Source organism: Campylobacter showae CSUNSWCD, assembly GCF_000313615.1.
Classification (GTDB): Bacteria; Campylobacterota; Campylobacteria; order Campylobacterales; family Campylobacteraceae; genus Campylobacter_A; species Campylobacter_A showae_A.
In genome coordinates this window covers 74,775-97,794 of sequence record NZ_AMZQ01000009.1, presented here as the reverse complement: position 1 = coordinate 97,794, position 23,020 = coordinate 74,775, and the positions used below count along the sequence as shown (strand labels likewise).

At 45.2% G+C, this 23,020-nt stretch carries 22 protein-coding genes; 3 read left to right on the top strand and 19 right to left on the bottom strand.

The annotated features are described in order from the left end of the window. The first annotated feature begins 127 nt into the window (after nucleotides 1-127). Entirely contained in the window at nucleotides 128-766 is a 639-nt protein-coding gene (locus tag CSUNSWCD_RS07305) for a LexA family transcriptional regulator (RefSeq protein WP_034964583.1), read from the top strand. A gap of 901 nt (nucleotides 767-1,667) precedes the next feature. Here the strand turns inward: CSUNSWCD_RS07305 and CSUNSWCD_RS07300 are convergent. The 15 genes from CSUNSWCD_RS07300 to CSUNSWCD_RS07235 are packed head-to-tail and all read right to left on the bottom strand — an operon-like array spanning nucleotide 1,668 to nucleotide 13,328. Then, nucleotides 1,668-3,515, bottom strand: a complete 1,848-nt coding sequence (locus CSUNSWCD_RS07300) for a peptidoglycan D,D-transpeptidase FtsI family protein (protein WP_009495242.1) — start codon at nucleotides 3,513-3,515, stop codon at nucleotides 1,668-1,670. Nucleotides 3,516-3,518: 3 nt separating this feature from the next. Further along, nucleotides 3,519-3,821: a flagellar hook-basal body complex protein FliE gene (fliE, locus tag CSUNSWCD_RS07295; RefSeq protein ID WP_009495241.1), complete on the bottom strand. Its 303-nt coding sequence runs from the start codon at nucleotides 3,819-3,821 to the stop codon at nucleotides 3,519-3,521. Between the two features lie 5 nt (nucleotides 3,822-3,826). Further along, complete coding sequence (gene flgC, locus CSUNSWCD_RS07290; protein WP_009495240.1) at nucleotides 3,827-4,324, bottom strand: flagellar basal body rod protein FlgC; 498 nt, start codon at nucleotides 4,322-4,324, stop codon at nucleotides 3,827-3,829. 9 nt (nucleotides 4,325-4,333) lie between these two features. After that, nucleotides 4,334-4,771, bottom strand: a complete 438-nt coding sequence (gene flgB / locus CSUNSWCD_RS07285; RefSeq protein WP_002950896.1) for a flagellar basal body rod protein FlgB — start codon at nucleotides 4,769-4,771, stop codon at nucleotides 4,334-4,336. Nucleotides 4,772-4,826: 55 nt separating this feature from the next. Continuing rightward, nucleotides 4,827-5,486 carry a leucyl/phenylalanyl-tRNA--protein transferase gene (gene aat, locus CSUNSWCD_RS07280; protein ID WP_009495239.1) on the bottom strand — a complete coding sequence of 220 codons (660 nt, stop codon included), beginning with the start codon at nucleotides 5,484-5,486 and terminating at the stop codon, nucleotides 4,827-4,829. Between the two features lie 18 nt (nucleotides 5,487-5,504). Next, the gene (locus CSUNSWCD_RS07275) at nucleotides 5,505-7,670 is read right to left on the bottom strand and encodes an AAA family ATPase (protein ID WP_009495238.1); all 2,166 of its coding nucleotides are present in this window, start codon (nucleotides 7,668-7,670) and stop codon (nucleotides 5,505-5,507) included. A 43-nt stretch (nucleotides 7,671-7,713) separates the two neighbouring features. Continuing rightward, entirely contained in the window at nucleotides 7,714-8,025 is a 312-nt protein-coding gene (locus tag CSUNSWCD_RS07270) for an ATP-dependent Clp protease adaptor ClpS (protein WP_009495237.1), read from the bottom strand. Next, nucleotides 8,015-8,629, bottom strand: coding sequence for a TlpA family protein disulfide reductase (locus CSUNSWCD_RS07265; protein WP_009495236.1), 615 nt, complete (start codon nucleotides 8,627-8,629; stop codon nucleotides 8,015-8,017). The genes CSUNSWCD_RS07270 and CSUNSWCD_RS07265 overlap by 11 nt, the downstream gene beginning before the upstream one ends. Before the next feature lies 1 nt (nucleotide 8,630). Next, entirely contained in the window at nucleotides 8,631-8,843 is a 213-nt protein-coding gene (locus CSUNSWCD_RS07260) for a 2-hydroxymuconate tautomerase family protein (protein WP_009495235.1), read from the bottom strand. Between the two features lie 9 nt (nucleotides 8,844-8,852). Then, nucleotides 8,853-9,308: an SsrA-binding protein SmpB gene (smpB, locus tag CSUNSWCD_RS07255; protein ID WP_009495234.1), complete on the bottom strand. Its 456-nt coding sequence runs from the start codon at nucleotides 9,306-9,308 to the stop codon at nucleotides 8,853-8,855. 11 nt (nucleotides 9,309-9,319) lie between these two features. Then, nucleotides 9,320-10,063: a 4-(cytidine 5'-diphospho)-2-C-methyl-D-erythritol kinase gene (locus CSUNSWCD_RS07250; RefSeq protein WP_009495233.1), complete on the bottom strand. Its 744-nt coding sequence runs from the start codon at nucleotides 10,061-10,063 to the stop codon at nucleotides 9,320-9,322. Next, a complete protein-coding gene (gene csrA, locus CSUNSWCD_RS07245; protein ID WP_002946591.1) occupies nucleotides 10,063-10,293 on the bottom strand; it encodes a carbon storage regulator CsrA in 231 nt (76 codons plus the stop codon). Before csrA ends, CSUNSWCD_RS07250 begins: the two co-directional genes overlap by 1 nt. Continuing rightward, complete coding sequence (truB, locus tag CSUNSWCD_RS07240) at nucleotides 10,287-11,108, bottom strand: tRNA pseudouridine(55) synthase TruB (RefSeq protein ID WP_009495232.1); 822 nt, start codon at nucleotides 11,106-11,108, stop codon at nucleotides 10,287-10,289. The genes csrA and truB overlap by 7 nt, the downstream gene beginning before the upstream one ends. Continuing rightward, nucleotides 11,105-11,242, bottom strand: a complete 138-nt coding sequence (locus tag CSUNSWCD_RS11460) for a hypothetical protein (RefSeq protein WP_009495231.1) — start codon at nucleotides 11,240-11,242, stop codon at nucleotides 11,105-11,107. Before CSUNSWCD_RS11460 ends, truB begins: the two co-directional genes overlap by 4 nt. Nucleotide 11,243: 1 nt before the next feature. Further along, a complete protein-coding gene (locus tag CSUNSWCD_RS07235) occupies nucleotides 11,244-13,328 on the bottom strand; it encodes an ATP-dependent helicase (protein WP_009495230.1) in 2,085 nt (694 codons plus the stop codon). A 164-nt stretch (nucleotides 13,329-13,492) separates the two neighbouring features. Here CSUNSWCD_RS07235 and CSUNSWCD_RS07230 point away from each other — a divergent pair, with 164 nt between their 5' ends. Next, a complete protein-coding gene (locus CSUNSWCD_RS07230; RefSeq protein WP_009495229.1) occupies nucleotides 13,493-14,365 on the top strand; it encodes a LysR family transcriptional regulator in 873 nt (290 codons plus the stop codon). Nucleotides 14,366-14,571: 206 nt separating this feature from the next. Here the strand turns inward: CSUNSWCD_RS07230 and CSUNSWCD_RS07225 are convergent, their stop codons facing one another. The 4 genes from CSUNSWCD_RS07225 to sstT form a co-directional block, all read right to left on the bottom strand. Continuing rightward, a complete protein-coding gene (locus tag CSUNSWCD_RS07225; RefSeq protein ID WP_009495228.1) occupies nucleotides 14,572-17,532 on the bottom strand; it encodes a TonB-dependent hemoglobin/transferrin/lactoferrin family receptor in 2,961 nt (986 codons plus the stop codon). A gap of 296 nt (nucleotides 17,533-17,828) precedes the next feature. Beyond that, on the bottom strand, nucleotides 17,829-18,266 hold the full coding sequence (locus tag CSUNSWCD_RS07215) for a hypothetical protein (protein WP_034964576.1): 438 nt from the start codon (nucleotides 18,264-18,266) through the stop codon (nucleotides 17,829-17,831). 175 nt (nucleotides 18,267-18,441) lie between these two features. Further along, nucleotides 18,442-20,163, bottom strand: coding sequence for a M3 family oligoendopeptidase (locus CSUNSWCD_RS07210; protein ID WP_009495225.1), 1,722 nt, complete (start codon nucleotides 20,161-20,163; stop codon nucleotides 18,442-18,444). 15 nt (nucleotides 20,164-20,178) lie between these two features. Beyond that, nucleotides 20,179-21,483 carry a serine/threonine transporter SstT gene (sstT, locus tag CSUNSWCD_RS07205; RefSeq protein ID WP_009495224.1) on the bottom strand — a complete coding sequence of 435 codons (1,305 nt, stop codon included), beginning with the start codon at nucleotides 21,481-21,483 and terminating at the stop codon, nucleotides 20,179-20,181. 142 nt (nucleotides 21,484-21,625) lie between these two features. Here sstT and metK point away from each other — a divergent pair, with 142 nt between their 5' ends. Continuing rightward, nucleotides 21,626-22,828, top strand: coding sequence for a methionine adenosyltransferase (metK, locus tag CSUNSWCD_RS07200; protein ID WP_009495223.1), 1,203 nt, complete (start codon nucleotides 21,626-21,628; stop codon nucleotides 22,826-22,828). Nucleotides 22,829-23,020: the final 192 nt, after the last annotated feature.

Here is a 23,020-nt window from a genome sequence, read left to right as displayed (position 1 = left end):
AAACTTTTAATCTCAAATGAGATATAATTTTTCGAATGTTTGAAAGTATTATATTCGCTTTTTACGAATAAGTCAATAAAAATATTCTTAAAATACGAATATTTTATCAAAATATAGAGGTGAGCGCATGGCAGCAGGGGAAATATTGGATAGAATTTATGAGATTGTAGGTGTAAAAAACAGAAATCAGCTATCACAAAAAATAGGTAAAACGCCGTCTACAATTGCGGGCTGGATTGAGAGAGATAAGGTGCCCATGGATATTTTGTATAAAATAGCCGACGAATATGATACTTCTATGGATTTCCTGTTGGATGGTATTCGTAAAAACGAATATAATGCCGATGAAGTGGTAAATGGATACTGGATAAAAAAACTAAATCAAAAGGTCGGCGCGGGTACGAGCGTAGACATAACGGAAGTCGACGTTATAGACGAGGATGAGAGGTTTTTTGTTCCTGCCACTTTCTTTAAAACTATAATGAAAAATGAAAAACTACGTATGGCGCAAGTAGACGGCTATTCGATGGTGCCGATGCTTCATCCCGACAACTGGGTTATTTTTGAAAAAATGAAAGAATTTAAGGGCGACGGGCTGTATGTGATTATGTACAACGACAATCTTATGGTTAAAATACTTCAAAAAACGCCGCGCGGAAATCTATATATCAAAAGCACAAACAAAGACTATGAGAGTTTTGAGTTGGACGAAGATACTTGCGGATCTTGCCAAATTGTCGGCAAGGTGATAAAATGTATCATTTAAGATATTTCTACAATGATGATTAATCCAAAAAATCCATTAAGACACATGCTTTTTTAATTAAGACACATTAAGGCACATTTTTTGTGTCTTAATGTGTCTTAATGCCAAAAACTTAAAAAAGACACTCCGAATTTTGCGGTGCGGATACAATGGCTCATAATGGCGTATTTGGGGCGAGGGCTAAAAATTTAACCGTTTTTTGTGCTTTTTTGCTTAAACGATATAACGCCCATTCTATCGCTGCTCTAAACACTTTTTTACGCTTTTCTAACCGCTGTCGCCAAAGTGTATGATTTTTGTCAACTGTTCGCAACCCCTTTCAACACTTTGTCAATTTCATTGAAATGAGAAAAATCTCATCTCAAACCCCCACCACTACGCACTTATCTCGCTCTTTTTTCTTTGACCTAAAATTCTCATTTCATACGATAATTTACAAAATCGCGAGAAATTCTGCGCGCTGTTTTATGCGGCGTTCACGTGCCCATAAAGATTGCCCAAGCGACGGTTATTCGCCCAGTTTGCATGTTTGCGTTTTTATACAAAAATCTTTCAGTTTAATTTATATAATTTGTAAGGATGTGCTTGGATGCGTTGTATGTGATACGAAGTTGCTTTATTGGATTCATTATGGGTAAGAGTAAAATGACGCAAGAGTTGCATTTGTCTAATGTAGTATTAAATTGGGAGTAAATATAGAAATGTGATAAAACTAAAAAATAAAATCATGAAAGTATTTTTGCAGCTACGCTTGATTTTATCATTTGCCGTATTGTGATATTTATCGCTAGGCAAGGCGGCTGTCGGAGGAGGAGGGACGTAAAGATTTGAGCATAGATAAGTATTGAAACGTATTTAAATAGAGTGTATCAATATTAAATGGCATATAAATGCGTGAAAGTTAATTCTTTTTTTGTTTATTTTTGGAATTTGATTTTGTATTTTTTTTCTCTGTATTTTCTGCGGGCGGAGCAGCCTGCTCTAGGGTTGTCAAATTTTCATCCGGTTTTAAAAATCCCTCTTCTACCATCAACTCTATGGCCGCTTTAAATGTCGGTAGCGCACTCTGGGCGCCAAAATAATAATACGGCTTCTTTGGCTCTCTGGCTAAAACTCCTATCGTGTAGCTGTTGCCTTGTGAGTCGTTAACAAATCCAAAAAACGAGCCGTTATAGGTATTTGCATAGCCTCCGGTCGTGGCGATATGCGCAGTGCCTGTTTTGCCGCCGATTTCTAGTCCCTCCACTTTTGCTCTTTTGCCAGTACCGATTTCAACGGTTTTTATTAAAATATGTTTCATTCTTTCGGCTGCTTCTTGGCTTATTGCTTCGACGGGTTTAGGGTCGTTTACGACGAAAAATTTACCGTCTTTATAGAGCGAGTCTACGACCTTTGGCGTTACCATTACGCCTTTGTTATTAAATACGTTATACGCCTTTAAAAGCTGGATAAAAGTCGCCTGCAAACCGTATCCATAGCTGATCGTGGCTTTGTAAATTTGTGAATTTAGCTTGGCTGCTGGCGGCATATTTCCAACTTGCTCGTACGGCATGTCGATGCCTGTTTTTTGCATGAAGCCGAAATTTAAAAGCCCTGAGTAAATTTGAGAACCGTCTAGACGCTGGGCGATCTGTATCATGCCGATATTTGAGCTGTATACGATGATATCCTCAGCCGTGAGAAATGGCTCTGGGTGCGTGTCTTTTATCGTGCGTTTGCCTAGCTGGTAGACGCCGTTGTAGGTGTTTATTCGCTCGAGCGGATTGATTTTATCATTTGCTAAAAGAATGGCGAAAATAAACGGTTTAAATACCGAACCGACCTCGTATGCATACTCGGTTGCCGAGGAGTTTAGCGATTTGTAGTCTTGTTTTCTGATATTTGACGGGCTGTAGCGTGATGTGCTGGCAAGCGCTAGTAGGCCACCAGTTTTTGAGTCCATGACGCCTACTATTATCTCTTTTGCATTTAAAAATTCCTTTTTTTCGTCAATGATTTGCTCTAGCCTAGTTTGAAATTTTAGCGAGGCGTTTAGGATGATATCGTATCCGTCCACGCGGTTAGCTAAATTTGAATCGCTGGTTAAGATGATGTTGTTTCCGATATCTTTCGGGCCTATCAGTTTGGCATCTTGGATCGAGGAGATGTAGTATTCGTAGGCTTTTTCTACGCCTTTTACGCCCTCTGTTTTGGTGATACCGTCTTTTTCGACCTTTTTTACGTAGCCTATCATTGGCGTGAGCGCGTCGGCTGCGACGTATTGTCTACTTTCGCCGCTTTCTATTATGCTCATATTACGCAGTATCGCAGCTCCTGTGCTAGGGTCTTCGTACGGGATAAAGATTTTTTTTCTATACAGCTTTTTTGATAGCTCCTGTAGATACGCCGCGCCCTTGGCATCGATCTTATAGGATAGCGTAACGGCGCCTTTTTGGCTGTTGATGATTTTAGTTACGCGCTTGATATCGTCGCCGCTATATATACAGTAAAGCTTGATAAATAGATCTTTTTTATCGGGGTCGATGTTTCTAGTATCTACCATCACTTTGTAGAGCTTTTGGCTGCCGGTGATACTAAAGCCGTCTTTTGTTATTATGTTGCCGCGTAGGGCCGTGTTTATGTCGCTAGTTTCTAGTTTTGGCAGTCGTCTTTCGATATTTGCGCGGTAAAAGATAACTACCAAAAATATGCAGATGAAAAACAGAATAAACGCAAATAAAGCGATTGTTTTTGATTTTCGCTGATTCAAGGTTTAAATTTGCGTTCTTGAGATTTCTTTGTATGCGCTTAGGGCCTTGTTGCGGATCTCTAGCATGAGTTTCATCGACGTATCGGCCTTGCCGATGGCGATGGCTGCTTGATGTAGATCTTTTACCTCGCCCGTAGCTAGATCGGCGATGGCTTTGTCTGCGTTTATTTGTATCTCGTTTAGCTCTTTTAGCGAGCTATCTAGTACGTCGCCAAAATTTAACTCGCCTTTTTGATTTTGTAGAGTTTTTGCTTCTTTTTTTTCAAACGGTGAAGCGACCGAGCCGATTTTATCTATATTTGTCATAAAATTTAACCTTGTAATAATTCTAACGCGCTTTGAGCGATCGTTTTAGCCGACTGAAATGCCGAAACGTTTGCCTGATAGGCACGCGTGGCTTCGATTAGATCCGCCATTTCGATGACGGGATTGATGTTTGGGTACGCTACGTAGCCCCTCGCGTCGGCGTCTGGGTGAGACGGATCGTATTTTAGCTTAAAATCCTTATCGTCGCGCACTATCTTGTCAACTACGACGCTCATTATAGCAGGTTTTGCGTCTTTTGTATAGAATTTATCGTCTAACGGGTTCTCGTATTCGAGCAAGTTATGTTTTTTCGCCACTTCGTTGTTTAGTACGCTATCAAAATCAACCGCCTTAAATATCACCTCGCGGCGTCTATACGGACCGCCTTCCGCCGTTCGCACAGTATTTGCGTTGGCGATATTGGAGCTAATGACATTCATTCTAAAGCGCTGGGCGCTTAGTCCGTATCCGCTGATATCAAAGTCGCTTAAATAATTGCTCATAATCTATCCTTAAATTTTACTGCTAGCGTCGATCACGTTTTTAAATATCTGGCCGCTTTGCCTCATGGCGCGATCAAGTGCGGTTACCATTATCGCGTTTTTGCTAAGCTCAGTTGTTTCCACGTCTAGATCGACGGTGTTTGCGTCGTTTCGTGCCATGTGTCCGTCGCGTAAAAATATCGTCGCCCCGTTTGACGCCGGAAAATCCACGCGAGGAAAGTGCGCACCGTCTGTTTGCGCGAGTTTTAAAATTTTATTTTCGTCTTTGCCGTAGATCTCTTGCGCTGTTTGCGATAGGGCCGCTTCAAACGCGATATCGCGGGCTTTGTAAAAAGGCGTGTCGATGTTTGCTATGTTGCCAGAAATCATCTGCTGGCGTAAATTTCTGCTTGCCAGCGCGCTTTCTACGAGCGGTTTTGATTTTGAGGTTTGGATGCCTGCGAACATTTTCTTGCCTTTTTCTTTAAATTTTACGAGATAATAAGCAAAAGACGTTCCAAATTTAGGCTAAATTTTTAAATTCGCCAAACCCGCTAGGCTGATTTTTTAGTTCGTTAAATTTGGATAAAAACTCGCTTCGCCTCATCGCTTTTGCGCCCATAAATTTTAGATGATCGTTCATAACCTGGCAGTCGATGAGAAAATCAAACGGCTCTAAAGCGCGGCAAAGCGAGATGAGGGCGACTTTTGACGCGCCGGTTTTTAGACTGATCATACTCTCTCCGCAAAAGACCTTGCCAAAAATTTGCCCGTAAAGTCCGCCCGCCAGCTCGCCGTCCTCATAAACCTCTACGCTATGCGATATGCCCAGACGATGCAAATTTACGTAGGCGCGCACGATATCTCCCGATAGCCATGTGGATTCGCGTTTTTCGCGCTCGCTTTTGCAGATTTTTAGGAAATTTTCAAAGTCGTAATCAAACCGTACTTCAAATTTTTTAAGCGCGGATTTTATGCTTTGTTGCACGTGCACTTCGCCTGGAATCAGCACCGCGCGCGGGTCTGGCGACCACCAGTATATGGGCTCGCCGGGCAAAAACCACGGGAAAATGCCTTTGTCGTAAGCTTGCAAAAGCGCCTGCGCGCTTAGATCGCCGCCGAGGGCTAGAGGGGAGTTTGCTGGGGCTTTTGCGGGGTCGGGAAAGTTATAGATTTTTTGCAAATTTGACCCCGCGACCGCTTATTTTGTGGCTTCAAATTTAAACGCCAGCTCGCCGTTTTTTAGCATGATATTTGCGACGCCGCCGTTTTTTAGCACACCGAAAAGTATCTCGTCGCTAAGCTTGGTCGAGATCTCGTCTTGGACCAGGCGTTTTAGATTTCGCGCGCCGAATTCTTTACTATAACCCTTTTGCCAGAGGTATTTTTTAGCTTCGGCGGAGGCTTTTATGACGACTTTTTTCTCGGCGAGGCTTGAGTTTATCTCGTTAATGATTTTTTGCGCGATGAGGCCTAGCGCGTCCTCGCCAAGGTCGTTAAAATGCACGATTTTATCGATGCGGTTGCGAAACTCAGGGCTGAAAAATCCCTTTACCGCCGAGTCCGCTTTGCCGCTTTCGTCCTTGCTAAAGCCCAGCGTCGGCGCCTCTTTTGAGCCCAAATTTGAGCTCATTATGATGACGGCGTTGCGAAAATCGCTCTTTGCGCCCGTGTTATCCGTGAGGCTCGCGCTGTCAAAAATTTGCAAAAAGACGTTTATCATCTCGTCGCTAGCTTTTTCGATCTCGTCAAATAAAATCACGCTATAAGGGTGCTTTTTAACGGCGTTTGTGAGTATGCCGCCTTCTTCAAACCCGACATACCCCGGAGGCGCGCCGATGAGACGCGAGACGCTATGCTTTTCCATGTATTCGCTCATATCAAACCGCTCGAAATGCACGCCCAAATTTCGCGCTAGAGCCGCGCTTAGCTCGCTTTTACCCACGCCGCTTGAGCCTGTAAATAAAAATACTCCAACGGGCGCGTTTGGCTGCTTTAGCCCTGCATACGAGCGCTTGATCGCCGCTACTAGAGCGTCTATGGCTTCGTCTTGACCGAAGATTTCAGACTTTAGCCTTTGTGCTAGGTTTTTCAAATTTGCCGCGGCGTCTGATTTTAGATTGGTATCTGGGATATTTGCCATCTTGCTCAAAACCGTGCTTAGATCGGACATTTTTACGGTTTTGCTTCTGTTTTGCAGGGCTAGAGCCGCGCCGACCTCGTCGATTAGATCGATGGCGCTATCTGGCAAAAATCTATCGTTTAGATATTTTTTAGCTAGCTCCACGCTTTTAGCTAAAATTTCGTCGCTAAATTTGACGCCGTGAAAGCTCTCGTATTTGGCGCGAAGCCCTTTTAGGATCTCGACGCTCTCGTCTGTGCTCGGCTCTACGACGTCGATTTTAGCAAATCGGCGCGAGAGGGCTTTTTCTTTTTCAAAAAAGCTGCGATACTCTGCGTAAGTCGTCGCTCCGATGCAGCGCAGTGAGCCGTTTGCAAGCGCTGGCTTTAGTAAATTTGACATATCAAGCCCGCCGCCGTTTGTAGCTCCCGCGCCCACGATCGTGTGGATCTCGTCGATAAAAACTATCGCGTCCTCCTGCTCGGCCACCTCGTCCATCACGTCTTTTAGACGTTTTTCAAAGTCGCCGCGGTATTTCGTACCAGCTATCATCGCGCCGATATCTAGTGCGAAAATTTGCGCCTGTTTTAGGCGTTGCGGCACTTCGCCGTTTGCGATTTTTAGCGCAAGCCCCTCTACAACGGCGGTCTTGCCCACGCCCGCTTCGCCTACTAGGATTGGATTATTTTTCTTGCGGCGGCTTAGTGTTTGCATTAGCCTTACTAGCTCGTTTTCTCGCCCGATAATCGGGTCTATTTTGCCCTTGGCGGCTAGTTTGGTTAAATTTGACGAGTATTTGGCAAGGTTTTGGAAGTTTTTGGCGCGAGCCTGCTTGTCGTCTTTTGTTGATTGCTTGATCTTTTGCGGATCGACGTCGTAAAATTCTAAAATTTTAGCCCCGTACGTGTCGCCTCTGGCCGCGATTTTAAAGAGCAAATCCCTGATACCGACGTTTTTATCTTTTAGCTCTGTGTTTAGCTCTTTAAAAATTTGTTCCAAAAGCACCGTCATGCGCGGCTGTTTGTGGTGCGGCACCTGCTCGTTGGTTTGCAGTAGATAGTTTTTTAGATCGCTTTTTAGTCCCTCGACGTCGGTTAGACCCGCGTCGGCTAGGATATCTCTAGTCTCTTCGTTTAAATTTACCAGCACGAAAAGCACGTGCTCGCTGGTTAGATACTCGTGAAAATTCGAGTAGGCAAACTGCCCGGCCTTTTCCAAAAGATAGCTTAAATCCGAGTCAAACATCATTTCCTCCTCTTTGCGCCTTTTGCGCGCCCATTTTTGCGGCCTATTCTTCCTCGACGACGGCCTTTAGCGGGTAGCCCGCGGCGGCGGCGGCTTTTAGCGTTTGGTTTTGTTTGGTTTGGGCGATCTCTTTATTGTAGATGCCCGCCACTCCGCTGCCTTCGTTGTGGATTTTTAACATCACCGTTACCGCGCTTTGGGCTGTATGGTGAAAAATCTCGACCAGCACGCTCACGACGAAATCCATACTCGTAACGTCGTCGTTTAGTAAAACAACCTTAAATTTACGCGGAAATTCCGGTTTTTCCTTTACGTCTATGCCGTGCTCCCGCTCGGTGGCGGTTTTAGCGGGCATTTTTTATTCTCTCAAAATCCTTCGTCATCGCGTCTAGATGGATGCCGCCTAGGTAGTATTTCACGCCGAATTTTCCACTATCTACGTCGGTTAGCTCCTGATATACGCCACCTTTTAGCACCATTTTTATCGGCACGCTCTCGAGTCGCTCGTATTTTATATCCTCTAAAATTTGAGCCGAAAGCTTGTCATTTGTCTTTATGTCGTTTGAGATAAAGTAAAAGGCGTTGTATTTTTGCGCGAAATTTTCTACTACGTACTCGTTCGTGACGTTTTCAAAGTGCGTTAGCCCCACGATCGTAAAATCGTTTAGATTGTCGATCTGAAATTTGGTGAGATCGGGAGCTTCTTTTTGACACGGCGGACAAAACGTGCCGAATATATCAAACATCAAAATTTTATCCTCGTCGCCCTTGATAACAAATCCTCCTTCGACGCGCTTTAGCGTGAGGTCTTTGCCAAACACGCTCTTTAGCGCGATCTCCTCGCCCGTTTTATAGCCCTCTATCTTTACGGGAGCCTTCGCCGTCTCGTCCTCGCCGCAGCCTGCTAGAAATACCACACAGGCCAAAGCCGCCAAAATCGCCTTCATAGTTTTTTTCATATTATTTTCCTTGTTTTGATCTTAGTTCGGTTATGCTTTCGCCGCCAAATCCGTAGTCGTCAGTACTAACTTCCTCTATCACGACGACGGTTCTGCTCGCGTCGCGCTTTAGCGTATCGCCCAGCAGTTTCGTTACGCCGGCTATGAGCGCGCGCTTTTGCTCGGCAGTTACGGCTTCTTTTTCTTTTGTGATTTTTATATTTACGTACGGCACCGATTTTCCTTAAGCATATTTTTTCATCGCCGCGCGCGCTTCTTTGTCGGCTTCTTTGCGTTTTATCGTCTCGCGCTTATCGTGCAGGTTTTTACCTTTTGCTAGCGCAACCCGCGCCTTTACGATGTTTTTATCGTTTAGATAGAGCGCTAAAACCACTAGCGTGAGGCCATCTTGCGTGACTTGACCGAAAATTTTATCTATCTGCTTGCGGTGCATCAGTAGTTTTCTCGGAGCTCGCTCGTCCGGGCGAAACGCCGAGTGCGTCGTGTTTAGATGGCTGATGTGCGCGTTTAGCAAAAACAGCTCGCCCTTTATCACGCGCGCGAAGCTATCTTTTAGATTTGCTCGGCCCGCCCGCAGAGCCTTTACCTCGCTGCCCTTTAGCACGATGCCCGCTTCGAAGGTCTCGATGATGCTAAAGTCAAACAGAGCCTTTTTATTTTTGGCTAAATCCTTACCCATTTTTTACCTTTTTATTTTAAGAAAAACACGCTCGCGCCGCTACCGCTTAGGAAAAAATCCCTAAATTTATCCATCTGCGGATAAATTTTAAAACACGGCGCAAAAAGATCGTTTAGTTTGTGATTTTCGTATCGCTCCAGCAGCTGCGCAGTCGTCATTTCGCGCATTTTTACCGCCAAATTTACATCGATACTATCCATAAAATTTGCCCTAAATTCGCCGTAAACCGCGGGCGTCGAGCAAAATACGTCAGGCGTTAAAATTTCTATGGCGGACACTTCGTCTTTAAACTCGCTTATTATCTCGCCGATACCGCCGACATTTGCCGCCTCGAAATCGCTAGCGAAAAACGCCACGTCCGCTCCGATATTTGCGCCTATTTTCATCAAATTTTCGCGAGTTAGTTTTAGATTTAACTCCTCGTTTGCCATCTTTAAAAACGTAGCCGCGTTTGAGCTGCCTCCGCCCAGACCCGCGCCTAGCGGGATTTGCTTTTTTATCACGATTTTATGCGATACGAAAAACTCGTCCAGCTCGTTTTTAAAGCCCGCTTTTTCAAGCTCAAATTTGGCCTTTAAAACGATATTGTTTTCGATATTTTCGTTATCGCACTCAAGCGTGAAGCCGTCCGCTTTTTCAAAGAAAATTTCGTCGTAAATCTCGCGCCGCAAAACAAAGCGAGAGACGATCTCGTGGTAGTTGCCGCGAGTGCCGACGATCTTTAAAAAGGAGTTGATTTTCGCGTAGCTTTTCATTATTTTACGATTTTATCGCTGAGCTCTTTTAGGCTCGCTTCGCCCGCGCCGTTTAGGGCTTGTTTGTTTTCCGCCGCTACGTCTTCTACTAGCTCCGAGCGCAGGATCATCATATTTTTAGGCGCGTCGATGCCGATTTTTACGCCGCCTTTTGAGATGCCTACAACCGTGATTTTGATATCGTTTCCCAGCATTATGCTTTCGTCTTCTTTTCTTGCGAGTATTAGCATTTTTCGACCTTATTTAGTTTATATGTTACGGTTTCGTCTTTGATTTCAATGATACTAAAAAATTCATCAAAGTTTATTAAATATAGCCCCTCGGCGCCAAATTTTAGCCCCTCGGCGCTCAGTTTTTTGCCCAGCATTACGTCTGCGGGGTCGCCTAGATATTCGTTTCGCGGCAATGAGATAAAATCAAGCGGATTTAAAAATCGCTCGTTTTCGTAAATAAATTTACCTTCGCTCACGCGTTTTAGCGCGCTTAGAGTTGCTTTTACGCCAAGCTTTGCGGCTAAAATTTGAGCATACGAGCGCACGTACGAGCCCTCGCTAACGCTAATGCGAAAGCTCAAAAAAGGATGCATATACGCAGTCAAATTTACATCAAAAACGTTCATCGTTTGGCTTTTTAGCTCAAACTCCTCGCCAGCTCTTGCTAGCTCATAGGCGCGCTTGCCGTCTATGTGCTTGGCGCTAAATTTGGGCGGTACGTAGGCGATCTCGCCTTTTAGCTCGGCTAGCGCCGCTTTTATGTCGGCTAAATTTAACGGCGGACAAAGCTGGATTTCCTCGATGTTTTCGTTGTCTAAGCTAGCGCTAGTTGCACCCAGCCACATGGTCGCTTCGTAAATTTTGGGCGTTTTATCTATGTAGTTAAAAAGCCGCGTGTGATTGCCCAGAGCCACGATGAGGCAACCGCTGGCAAATGGATCAAGCGTGCCGGAAAAGCCCGCTTTTTTGACGCCGTATTTACGCTTTAGCCTGCTTAAAAAATGATTTGAGCTTATGCCAGCTGGCTTGTTTGCGACAAAAAGCGCGTTCATTTAAATTTGACCTTTGGAGGTTGCGTTAAATTTGCGTTGCTTTTTAAATTTAAGCATAGAGCGTCAAATTTGAGCGCATAAATTTGATCAAATTTAACGCCGCATTTGGCGCGACTAGCCTCAAATTTACCCATTTTACACCGCTTTTTCGACGAAGCTAGACATTATCTCACGGCTGATTCCGCCGAAATTTATCGTTAGTTTTAGCTCTTTTTTGATCTTCGTTACCGCCGTCACGCGCCCGATGCCAAAAATTTTATGCTTGACGAGGTCGCCTTTTTTGTATTCGCCGGCGGTCTGCGTTTGCGTCTGGATGATGAGGCTACCGCTGCAAACGCCGGCCTCGCTTAAAAATCTGCTCTTTTCTAGCCTCGTTCGCTGACCTTTGTAAAAGCGCGAATTTACAAAGCTTAGCGTTAGCGTTTTTTTAGCGCGGGTGATGGCGACGTAGGCTAGTCGTCGCTCCTCCTCGATGTCGCTGCCGTCGCCAAGGAGCGGGAAGAACCCTTCCTCAAGCCCGATAACGAAAAGATGCTCGAACTCAAGGCCTTTGCTAGCGTGGATGCTCATGATCGAGATTGCCTCGCCGCCGATATTATCCTGCTCGCTTTGCAGCGCGATCTCGTTTAAAAACTCCTCGATAGAAAAGCTTGGGTTTTGCTTGATTTGATCCTTGATCGTAGCGTAAAACTCGTCTATGTTCGCCACGCGCTCGGCGCCGTCAGGCAAGCTCTCGTAGTATTTTTTGATGCCGAATTTGGCTTCTAGTTTATCCACTAGCTCATAGGGCGAGTCGCACTCTTTTAGCTCTCTTAAATTTGCCGCAAATTCGCCAAGGCTTGAGACGATCTTTTTGCTTAGATCCTTGTCGTTTTCGTCCAGGCTAGATATCGCTTCAAATAGCGAAAATTTATGCTCAAAGGCGATCTTTTCGATCTTTGCGAGGCTTACTTTGCCTAGGCCGCGTTTTGGGCGGTTGATGACGCGCTTTAGCGAGAAGTCGTCGTTTTCGTTCGCGACTAGCCTTAGGTAGCTGATGACGTCCTTGACCTCGGCACGCTCGTAGAATTTAACTCCGCCGACCATTTTGTACGGGATTTTTTCTTTGGTTAGACCTTCTTCGAGCGAGCGGGAGAGGGCGTTTATGCGGTACAAGATTGCGATATCGCTAGCCTGCGCGCCGCTATCAAGCAGCTTTTTGATGCGTTTGGCTACCTTTAGGCTCTCCATCGTTTCGTCGTCTGATTCCATTAGCGCGACGTCCTCGCCGCCTTCTTTGGTACTTTTTAGCTCTTTGCCGAGGCGGTTTCTGTTGTGATCGATGAGCTCGTTTGCTGCGCGTAAAATTTGACTCGTTGAGCGGTAGTTTTGCTCTAGTCTTATGACTTTTGCGTCTTTAAACTGATCTTTGAAATTTAATATATTTTCGATTTTTGCGCCGCGCCAGCCGTAGATACTCTGATCATCGTCGCCAACGACCGCGATATTTTCGTGCGTTAGGCAGAGTTTGCGTAGGAGCTTGTACTGCAAGTCGTTGGTGTCTTGATACTCGTCCACCATCACGTAGGCGTACCTGCGCGAGATCTCGCGCGCTAGAGCGTCGTCCTCGTCTAAAATTTTATAGCTAAGGCAGAGCAGGTCGTCAAAATCCACGAGGTTGTTTGCCGCCAAGTACTCCTCGTAGAGTTTGTAGATATTTGCCAGCTTTGCGTGGTAGCCGTCTTTGAAATTGTGCCCGTTTGCAAACATGCCGCCGTGATTTAGTACCTCTTCTACGCTTAAAAGCGAGTTTTTAAAATTTGAGATCTCGCTAGCTAGCACCGAGGTCGGGATATCGCCCTCAAAGCCTTTTAAGATACGCTTTTTATCGTCCGTGTCGATGATTACGAAGTTGTTTTTGCGCTTTAGGCGGTCGATGTAAAATTTCAAAAACAAAAGCCCGAATTTGTGGAAAGTGCAAAGCAGCGGAGTGAAATTTTTACCTGCGTCGCCTAGCATTTTTAGCGCGCGGGTTCGCATTTCGCTTGCGGCTTTGTTGGTGAAGGTTAGCGTTAAGGTATTTGACGGCGGGATGCCAAGCTTGCTTATGAGATAGGCTAGGCGAGTGGTGATGGTTTTGGTTTTACCGCTGCCGGCCCCGGCTAAAATCAGCATCGCTCCGTCGGTATGCGAGGCCGCCTCGCGCTGGCTTTCGTTGAGTTCGTCTAGTAAATCGGGCATTAAATTTCCTGCTTTATTTATTAAAATGATTAAATTCTAACAAAATAAGCTTAAAAATGGCCGCTGATTTAAATTTGGGTCTGATTAAGAGCGTTTTCAGATATAAATCAATACAATATTAAAAAGATGATTTTATAAGCTGATATAATAATAAGGAGCCCGATATGATCAATGATTTTAGTAAATTTTATACCTTTATGGAGATAGTGAAAGAAAGAAGTTTCTCAAAGGCTTCAAGGGCTCTAGGTATCTCGCAGCCCGCAGTCACCTTGCAGATGAAAAAGCTCGAGGAGATGCTACAAACCACGCTAATAATGCGTAAGAAAAACGGCATCGTCCTAACTCACGAGGGCGAGAAATTTTATAAGCTTTGTACTCAGTTTGAGAGCGCTATGTTTCGCTTTAAAGACGAGTTGGCGCGTATAAAAACGGACAAATTACCGCTAGTAATCGCCACCACGCAGCTCATCGCCGAAGCGGTCATCTCGATACTGCTGGATAAAATCTCGCAAAGCGTAGGCAGCGAGCTAGACATCAGGATAAAGGAGCAAAACGAGCTCATAAACTACCTAAAAGACCGCCGCAGCGACATCGCAATCATCCTTGAGCAGTCGCTTGATAGCAGCTTGCTCGTTAAAAAGCTATTTGACTACGAGCTTATTTTGGTTTCAAATAAAAAAATCGCCGAAAGCGTGAAGCCTGAGGAGCTTATCAAGTTTAAATTTATCAAAGATAGGACGCGAACTTATCTGGATGATATCTTGCAAAAACACGGCGTGGACGCGCATGCGCTTGACGTGGCGTATTCGCTAGACGGCTCGATAATGGTCTGTCGCGCGTTGGCGTCAAACCATGCCGATACGTACGTGGCGTTTTTGCCGAGATTTTTGATCGAAAACGAGCTAAAAAACGGCAGACTATTTGAGATAAATATCGCTAAATTTAAGCTCACTCGCTCGGTCTATGCCGCCGCGTTAAAAGAAAACGAGGAAGTGCTACATAAATTTCTAAAGATCAAGACTAGTTTTAATTTTTAATTCGCTTTAGCGTACGCGCCAAATTTGAGCAAATTTAGCTTTTTGCGGCGCCTAAATTTAAATACTCTCGCGTAAAGCCAAATCGGGAGCAATCTGGGTTTGGCGATTTTTATAACTTCAAATTTACGGTCAAATTTAAAAGTGAAAAATGTATAAAAATAAAATCAAGGAGACGGGCAAAGAGCCCGTCTGAATAAGAATGCGGCTTAAAACGTAAATTCCCAGTTTAGTCTGAAATTTCTTCCCGCAGAGTAGAAGCGGTTGATACCTAGTCCCGTGGTTCTATCGATCATGTTCATGGTGCCAAACGGCCTTATGGAGCGCGCAGCGTCCCAAGTGATGTATTTTTCGTTGGTTAGGTTGTAAACGCCCAGTCTAAACGTCAAATTTTTAATCGGGCGCACGTAAGTTACGACATCTACTAGGGTGTAGGCGTTGCTTCGCCATTTAGAGTGGCTGTTTGTATTGTACGGGTTGCCGTATGGGTCGGTGTCTAGGCGCCAGAACATATTATAGGTGTCTTTTGCTTTTTTAGATGCGACGTTAGTTACGTAGATGTCGGCGCCGAATTTATCCGCCGGGCTTGCGTATCCTAGACCATAGATCGCAGTGGTCGGCTGGATTGCGTTCATCGGTACTTTGCCGTCGTTACCCGTTTGTACTCTGCCTTTTTGCATCGTTAGCTTGTAGCTAGCGTGAAAGCCCTCTAGCGCGTCTGAAATTTGACCAAAATGCAACATAGAGTTTATCTCAAAGCCGCGTACGGTAGCCTTGCTGCGGTTTACGTTGCCGTATAGCGCAAAAGGTATGGTATTTCCGCCGCCGCCCGTGGCATAGCTTTTAGTGCCTAGAGAGATTAGGTCGATAAAGTTATCGTATTTGGTCTCAAAAAAGCTAGTGGTTATAAAGCTTTTATCCTCATGTAGCGTCAATGCAAGCTCTTTTGTTTTAGCTATTTCAGGTTTTAGATCCGGGTTTGGTTGGATGGTAAAATCAGGATGCTTAAACGCTAGATATAGTTCGTCTGTGGTCGGTGCTCTAAAGCCTTTGGAGTATTTTAGCTGCACTCTAAAGTAATCCAGCGGATCGATGTCGGCTCCGATAGCATAAGAGCTATTCGTAAATTTTTTATCCCTAGCGATGTATTTTATATTTGCTAGCGCGTTGTTTGGCGCTTCTTGCTTCCATGCGTCGTGGGCTATTTTCCACTCGTCTCTATCTGCGTAGTCCCACCATTTTGGCTCTGGGCTAGGATTATACGGTACGAAAAGACCTAGCACCATATCGTCCGGGATTTTAGGCGTAGAGCCCGGGATGTAGTTTGGTTTATATTTTATCTTGTCGTAGCGGTAGCCTAAATTTATCCCCAACCAGTCGTTTACGCGCATATCGTCGTTGAGGTATAGTGCGCCTTCTTTTGTTTTAACGGGGATTAAAAACGACGTGAGCGGTTCGGTTCTAGGGCAAAGCGCGTAAAGTAGCGTTAGCGGCGCGTTTTCGCACGTATACGGCGTACCGGTAAAATCCGTACCTAGAGTCTTAGGCGCCCACCATTGGTTGCTTGTGGTATCGTAGCCTTGCTTATTTGTCATGGATTTTTCGGTTTTAGCAAAGCTTAGTCCGTATGCGATATCGTGCTCTACGTCGCCGGTTTTGGCGTATTTATTAAAGTCTAAGTTAAACTGCTTGGTGTTTGTGTCTAGATCTCGCTCTTTCCAGTCGCGGCTTATGTAGCCTTTGCCGTACGGAGTGATGAGATATCCGCTTTCTGAGCTTTGTTTAAACGTCTTACCTGTTCGCGCGTCGGTGTAGCTTTTATCTAGCGGGACGGTTGATTTTATGTATTGCTCGGTGGCGTAGTCGTATTTTAGCACGTCGATATTAGGCTTGGAGCAGTCAAATACGGAGCAGTCCAGCCACGTGTTGCCGACATTTTGACTAATGCTAAAATTTTTCTGATCATGGACGGTTCCTTGGCTATCTACGAGTCTGTTTACCCACATTAGCCCGCCGTACTGCGGATCTACTTCTTGGGTTCTTTGCAAGGTTACTTCGCCGCCATATTTATCGACTACTTTGTTGTTTTTAACCTGAAGTCCGATAGGGTTTGAAATCTCAGGGCAGTTTTCGCCTGCTTGGCAGTGCTCTTCGGTTCTGGCGCGAGATTTGATTTTTTGGTTGGAGTATGTAAATTTCATCGTATCCCACAACGGAGTTTCACTAAAATTTTCATAGGCAAAAGCGCGATTTTTCCTATCCATCATATCGTCGTTGTGTCTTAAGCCCCTGCCGATAACTTCATCTGCGTTACTAGAAAGAGTGAGCGTATAAGAGAGATCGTTGCCTTTAGAGGTATTTTTGTAAGTATCGGACATAAATGTAAATCTATGCTCCTCGTGAGGTTGGAAGCCTAGCTTAATGAGGTTGCTCGTCTTTTTGATGTAGTACGGGTCGGCCTTTTCTCTGGTTCTACCTAGCACGCTGCCGTCATAGTCTTTGTAGCCGTAGTTTTCCGTTTCGTGATGTCTGCGTTTGGTTTGTACGGCCATGATGTCAAACCACTTAAACCTACCGGCTAAGGTATGCGAGTGCATGGTTTGGTTATCGGCTGTGTTGTAACCGCCCTTGTAGCCGTAAAAATAGTCCTTATCCAGCAAAAGATCCCTTGCGTCTTTTGTTTCAAACATCACGGAGCCGCCCAGAGAGCCTGAGCCCGTGCGAACGGAGTCTGCGCCTTTTGAGATGGTGGCTTGTTTTAGCGTTTCAAACTCTACGCCGTTGCGGGTGTTGTTAAAGTTTCCGTATCCTTCAAATAGCTCTTTAAAACCCTGCGAGCTTAGCGTTTGAGCCTGATGTAGGCCGTCTACCGTGATAGCTACGCGGTTTTCTTCCACGCCTCTTATTGCGTAGCCGCTCTGGCCGAAACGCCCGGCCTCCACGGTCGTTATGCCAGTTTCGTATCGCACTAGGTCTTTGTTATCAGAAACTTGCGTTTTAGTCAGTTCTTTGGAGCTTTTTACGCTTTGGCCGACCTTTTTTTGTAGCGGATCGCTTTGCGCCTCCGCTTCGCCGCTAACCGTTACTTCTTTTAGCTCGACTTCGGCTTCTTTTGCATTTAAATTTGACAAAAGAAGCAAAGTGGCAAGAGAAAATTTAAGATGATTCATTTCCGTCCTTATTAACGATAGTTTTGATATTCATTTGCTATAAAGACGAAATGATAATAAATATTTGTTTATACTTTGATTAAAAAATTAGAATTTAGTTTAAAAATTATAAATCAATTTTTTATATTAAGAAATCAGGTGGTTATTATTAGTGAAACCGCTGTAAATAAGATAATATTTTGCTTAAGCAAATTTAGTAAATTTAAGATGAAGCCTGTATCTGTCGAAAAGCAAATGCAAAGCGCAGTAAGCGCTATAAAGCTGCTTATTTGAGCAAAACGGCGGGTAAATTTTGTTCACTTTTTAAACAGATCTTTATTGTTTGGGTTTGACATTAGCGCCGACAACGACTTTTCGAGTTGATTTTTTTGAGATTTGTAAATGGAAAAATTTACCAAAATCGGGCTGTTTTCAACTAAAATTTGCACGATCGCTCCAAGCGGAAAGCTAACGACGCTGGCGAAATTTTCTTTGCCAAATCCCGCCTCAAAGCTTAACTCGTCCGGAGTTAGCTTGGCGCTGCTAAAAGTATAGCCCGCAAGCGTAAAGACAATCACGGGCGCCGTAAAAGTGCTCATAATATACTCCGGCAGCTCGGGGTTAAATTTAACCAGATCAAGGTTGGCCATCGCCGAAAAGGAGCGGTCGTTTTTTAACAGATACTCCACGCACTCAAAAACGTGCTCCTTCATCATCGCCGCAAATCTCTCGTCGTCTAAAATTTCATCAAGCATTTTGCCTCCTTTTGTACATTTTCTCAAATTTACCGCCCATCGCCGCGCCGAATTTAGCTTCAAATAAACGCAAAATTTAGCTTCAAATTTATTGCTGTCCCTGACTCGGTTCTCGGCTAGTCAAATTTGACGCGCTTTTAAATTTACGTTTTAAAGCGCATCAAATTTGCGTTCGCTACGCTTCTTTGCAAAACTCCTCCACTAGCTTACTAACCTCGTTTATGCCGATCTGCCAAAATGCCGCGTCCTCGATATCAAAGCCAAACATCCTGACCAGCTCTTTTGGCGAGCGCGAGCCGCCCGCGCTTAAAAACTCGGTGTAAATTTGCACGAAATTTTCGCATTTGCCGCTTTTATAAAGTCCAAAAATAGCCAGCACCAAAAGCTGTGCGTAAGAGTAGGCGTAGCAGTAAAACGGCGTGTGGATAAAGTGCGGGATATAGCTCCACCAAATTTTATAGTAGTCGTTTAGCGCGACGCTTTTGCCGAACATTTTGGCGCTCTCTTCGAGCCAAATTTTATTTAGCTCCTCGGCGCTGATCTCGCCATCATGCGCGTGAACTCGGCGCTCAAAGGTCGTAAAGTTTATCTGGCGGTAAAGCGTGGCGAAGATATCCTCGATCTTGCCAGCGAGTAGGGCGGTTTTTTCTTTGCCTTTTAGCGTGCTTTTGACGTGATCGAAAACCAGCATCTCGCAAAACACCGATGCCGTTTCTGCCGTAGTTAGCGGCGTGTCGGCGTTTAGAAATCCGACGCTTTCATAGGCCAGATTTTGATGCGCGGCGTGACCTAGCTCGTGCGCTAGCGTGAAAAGATCCCGCCTCTCGTCGGTGTGGTTTAAAAGCACGTATGGGTGGGCTTTTGCGACGCCTGATTGTGAAAAGGCGCCGCCTCGTTTATTTTCGGCCGGATAGACGTCGATCCAACCCTCTTTAAATGCGCGAGTGGCTATCTCGCCGAATTTCGGGCTAAATTTAGAAAAAGTCTCAAGCACGATTTTTTTGCATTCGTCAAATTTGTAAACGCTCTTGCTCTCGCCCAGCGGTGCGTATCTATCGTAGTCGTAGAGCTTTTTAAAGCCTAAAATTTTGCGCTTTTTCTCGTAAAATTTAATCGGCAGATCAAAGCTCGTCTCAGCGGCCTTTATTAGCGCGTCCACGCTGGCTTTGGTCGTTTGGTTTGAGAAATGCCGCGGACTTTCTGGTAGATCAAATTTCCTCAGCTCGCAGCTAGTTTTTAGGCTGGTTTTTATCATATTATAGATGTAGCTAAGCAGATGCTGCTGCGGCGCAAGACCATCTGAAAGGCTCTTTGCGGCTGCTTTTCGCTCGGCCCTGTCGGGGCTGTGAAGCTTGGACAGGATCTCCTCTTCGCCTAGCATCTCGCCTTTAAATTTAAACTTAAGCGCGCTTAGCGTCTCGTCAAAAAGCCGCGAGAAGCCATCCGCGCCCGTGTTTGCCGTGCGCAGTAAAATTTGCTCCTCTTTTAGGCTTAGCTGGTGGGCTTTTTCTTTTGCGATACTATCTAGATAGTAGCCAAGTCTTTGGCTTTTAGCGATGATTTTGTTTTGCCTAGCTTCGTCAAATTCGTTAAATTTAAGCTCAAAAAAGAGCAGATGATTTTGCGCTTTTGAGCTTAGCTCGTCAAATTTGGCGTAAAACGCGCCCTTTGAGGTGTCTTTTGAGAAAACTAGGCTCACATAAATTTGTACGCGAGCGATGTTTTCTAGCAAATTTTCATACTCGTTAAGCGCGGAGAGAAACTCCTCGTCGCTTAAATTTAAGAACTTATCCGAGTATTTCGCCTCAAATTTTTCGCACTCGCTTTGTAACGAAAGAGCCGAAGTCTCCAGCTCTTTTTCATTTTTAAAAAGCGGGGTCAAGTCCCAAACGTTCATTTTGCGGCCTTAAATTTACTCTATGGTCTCTGAGGCTACGGCAGTGAAAAGCACGTCTGAGGCGCTATTTACGGCTGTTTCTACCGAGTCTTGTATCACGCCGATGATAAATCCTACGCCCACAACCTGCATCGCGATGTCATTACCGATACCAAATAGCGCGCAAGCAAGCGGCACGAGTAGTAGCGAACCGCCCGCGACGCCAGAAGCCCCGCACGCGCCAAGGGCCGAGATAAAGCAAAGTAGTAACGCGTCGCCAAAATCAACCGTGATAGACGGGATCGAGTTTACCGCCGCAAGCGCTAAGATACCGATAGTTACGGCTGCGCCGCCCATGTTTATAGTGGCTCCTAGCGGGATAGAGATCGAGTATAGCTCCTCTTTTAGGCCTAGTTTTTTGCAAAGCGCCATATTTACGGGGATATTTGCCGCAGACGAACGAGTGAAAAACGCCGTAACCGCGCTCTCTCTGACGCAAGTCATAACAAGCGGATATGGGTTTTTCTTGGTAACTACAAACACCATCGCAGGGTAGACGACGAAGGATACGAAAGCCATGGAGCCTACTAGAACTAGGATCAGTTTTAGGTAGCCTGCAAGCGCTTCAAAGCCCGTCTCGTGGATGCTGATAGTAACTAGACCAAAGATACCAAATGGCGCCAAGCGGATGATAAATCTAACGATTTTAGTCACGCCGTCGCTAACGTCTTGGAATACTTTTTTGGTTTCTTGCGTGCAAAATCTCATCGCGATACCGCCTCCCACGGCCCAGGTGATGATGCCGATGTAGTTGCCGCTAGAAAGCGCGCTGATAGGGTTTTGAACCATCTTAAAGATGAGGTCTTTTAAAACATCGACGATGCCTTGCGGAGCGCTCATATTTGCACTCTCGACGCCTTTTAGCACAAGCTCCATCGGGAAAAGAAAGCTAGCTACAACCGCTACCACGGCAGCTAGAAAAGTGCCGACTAGGTAAAGCGTAACTACCTTTTGCATGCCTTTTGCGTGGCCGAATTCTTTTACGATAATAGATGCCGCAACTAGTACGAAAACCAGGATCGGAGCGATAGCTTTAAGCGCGCCGACGAAGAGGTTACCCAAAACGGCGATAGAGTTTGCGACCGAATTTGCTACGTCGGTTAGGTCTTTTTTTGCTGCGGCTAATTGAGCTGCGTCGCTCACGCCTTTTGCGATTAGCTCGTTATATGGAGCCGACTGATAGTGCGTCCAAAAGCCGATAACGGCGCCTAGAGCTATGCCGATTAAAATTTGAACGATCAAATTTCCGTCGGCGAACCTTTTTGCTAGTTTGCTAAACATTCTAGTGTCCTTGCCTTAAAATTTAATATTAGTTTAGGATTATAGCCGAATTTGCGTGGAATTTACAAGCTTTGAGCGAGATTAATTTGAATTTTATTATGAAATGTTACAATTGCGAGATTAGTTTTCATAAAGGAAAAGCATGTATTTATTTACTTCTGAGGTTGTGAGCCCGGGTCACCCGGATAAATGCGCCGACATCATCGCCGACAGCATCGTAGATACGATCTTGATGCAAGACCCAAACGGTCGCGTCGCTAGCGAAGTTTTTGTCGCGGGTAAAAACATTATAATAGGCGGCGAGATAAACTCTAAGGTCAAGTTAAGCTTTAAAGACTACGAAGGTATCGTTAAAAACGCATTGGCTAAAATCGGCTACGACGGCAAGTCTAAATTTACGAAAGAGCAGTGCCTACACCCAGACGACGTCGAGATAAAGGTTTGCATAAATCAGCAAAGTGCGGATATAAATCAAGGCGTCGATCAAGAAGGCGGCGAGATCGGCGCTGGAGATCAGGGCATAATGTTTGGCTTTGCTAGCTGCGAAGCAAACGAGTATATGCCAGCAGCCATAACCTACGCCAGGATGCTTTGCGATAAGGTTTATAAATTTGCCAAAGCTAATCCCGATAAGCTGGGCGTCGATATCAAAACTCAGGTTACCGTAGACTATGGCACCAAAGACAACTTTGAAAACTGCAAGCCTCAAAGCATCCATACTATCGTTGTTTCGGCCCCTTGCGTCGAGACGATGAAGATAGAGGAGCTGCGCGCTCTAGTGCAAACTCTCATCGACGACGCTGGTTTGCCAAAGGGTCTTTACGATAAAAGCAAAACGCTCATCTACATCAACCCGACCGGCCGATACGTAAATCACAGCTCGCTTCACGACAGCGGACTAACCGGCCGCAAGCTCATCGTAGATAGCTTTGGCGGATATAGCCCGATAGGCGGCGGCGCGCAAAGCAGCAAGGACTACACGAAAGTCGATCGCAGCGGCCTTTATGCGGCGCGCTGGATAGCTAAAAACATCGTCGCGGCCGGCCTTGCTAAAAAATGCATCGTCCAGCTAAGTTACGCTATCGGTATGGCAAAGCCTACATCTGTCAGCGTCGATACGATGGGTACGCAGATCGCGGGCGTAAACGACGATATGCTGTCAAATTTCGTTAGCGAAAATTTCGCTCTCACTCCGCGCTGGATCACGAATAAATTCGGCCTAGATAAACCTGGCAAGGATACGTTTTTATACGCTAAAGTAGCAGCCAAAGGTCAAGTCGGAAACGCCAAATATCCGTGGGAAAAGCTTGACGCGGTTGATACTTTCAAGGCTTTGATTAAATAAATCCTCAAGCCCGCTAAATTTGAAGCGGGCTTAAATTTACCCTCAAATTTAAGGCTTCGTATGAAATTTCATCCCGCTTTGCGTCTTAAATTTACTTCACAAACGCGCGGCAAAATTTAAAGAGATTTCAAATGCAAACAGAAGCAAGCCAAAACGGCAAAAACAAAACGCTCGGATTCGTTTTGCTCGGGC

Bases quoted from the DNA above. Each gene is read 5' to 3' on its own strand.
- CSUNSWCD_RS07275 (WP_009495238.1), bottom strand. From the start codon at position 7,670: ATGTTTGACTCGGATTTAAGCTATCTTTTGGAAAAGGCCGGGCAGTTT.
- CSUNSWCD_RS07210 (WP_009495225.1), bottom strand. From the start codon at position 20,163: ATGAACGTTTGGGACTTGACCCCGCTTTTTAAAAATGAAAAAGAGCTG.
- fliE (WP_009495241.1), bottom strand. From the start codon at position 3,821: ATGACAAATATAGATAAAATCGGCTCGGTCGCTTCACCGTTTGAAAAA.
- CSUNSWCD_RS07215 (WP_034964576.1), bottom strand. From the start codon at position 18,266: ATGCTTGATGAAATTTTAGACGACGAGAGATTTGCGGCGATGATGAAG.
- truB (WP_009495232.1), bottom strand. From the start codon at position 11,108: ATGAACGCGCTTTTTGTCGCAAACAAGCCAGCTGGCATAAGCTCAAAT.
- CSUNSWCD_RS07225 (WP_009495228.1), bottom strand. From the start codon at position 17,532: ATGAATCATCTTAAATTTTCTCTTGCCACTTTGCTTCTTTTGTCAAAT.
- CSUNSWCD_RS07250 (WP_009495233.1), bottom strand. From the start codon at position 10,063: ATGAAAAGCTACGCGAAAATCAACTCCTTTTTAAAGATCGTCGGCACT.
- CSUNSWCD_RS07230 (WP_009495229.1), top strand. From the start codon at position 13,493: ATGATCAATGATTTTAGTAAATTTTATACCTTTATGGAGATAGTGAAA.
- sstT (WP_009495224.1), bottom strand. From the start codon at position 21,483: ATGTTTAGCAAACTAGCAAAAAGGTTCGCCGACGGAAATTTGATCGTT.
- flgC (WP_009495240.1), bottom strand. From the start codon at position 4,324: ATGAGCAATTATTTAAGCGACTTTGATATCAGCGGATACGGACTAAGC.
- CSUNSWCD_RS07265 (WP_009495236.1), bottom strand. From the start codon at position 8,629: ATGAAAAAAACTATGAAGGCGATTTTGGCGGCTTTGGCCTGTGTGGTA.
- CSUNSWCD_RS07270 (WP_009495237.1), bottom strand. From the start codon at position 8,025: ATGCCCGCTAAAACCGCCACCGAGCGGGAGCACGGCATAGACGTAAAG.
- metK (WP_009495223.1), top strand. From the start codon at position 21,626: ATGTATTTATTTACTTCTGAGGTTGTGAGCCCGGGTCACCCGGATAAA.
- flgB (WP_002950896.1), bottom strand. From the start codon at position 4,771: ATGTTCGCAGGCATCCAAACCTCAAAATCAAAACCGCTCGTAGAAAGC.
- csrA (WP_002946591.1), bottom strand. From the start codon at position 10,293: ATGCTAATACTCGCAAGAAAAGAAGACGAAAGCATAATGCTGGGAAAC.
- CSUNSWCD_RS07305 (WP_034964583.1), top strand. From the start codon at position 128: ATGGCAGCAGGGGAAATATTGGATAGAATTTATGAGATTGTAGGTGTA.
- smpB (WP_009495234.1), bottom strand. From the start codon at position 9,308: ATGGGTAAGGATTTAGCCAAAAATAAAAAGGCTCTGTTTGACTTTAGC.
- CSUNSWCD_RS11460 (WP_009495231.1), bottom strand. From the start codon at position 11,242: ATGGGTAAATTTGAGGCTAGTCGCGCCAAATGCGGCGTTAAATTTGAT.
- CSUNSWCD_RS07235 (WP_009495230.1), bottom strand. From the start codon at position 13,328: ATGCCCGATTTACTAGACGAACTCAACGAAAGCCAGCGCGAGGCGGCC.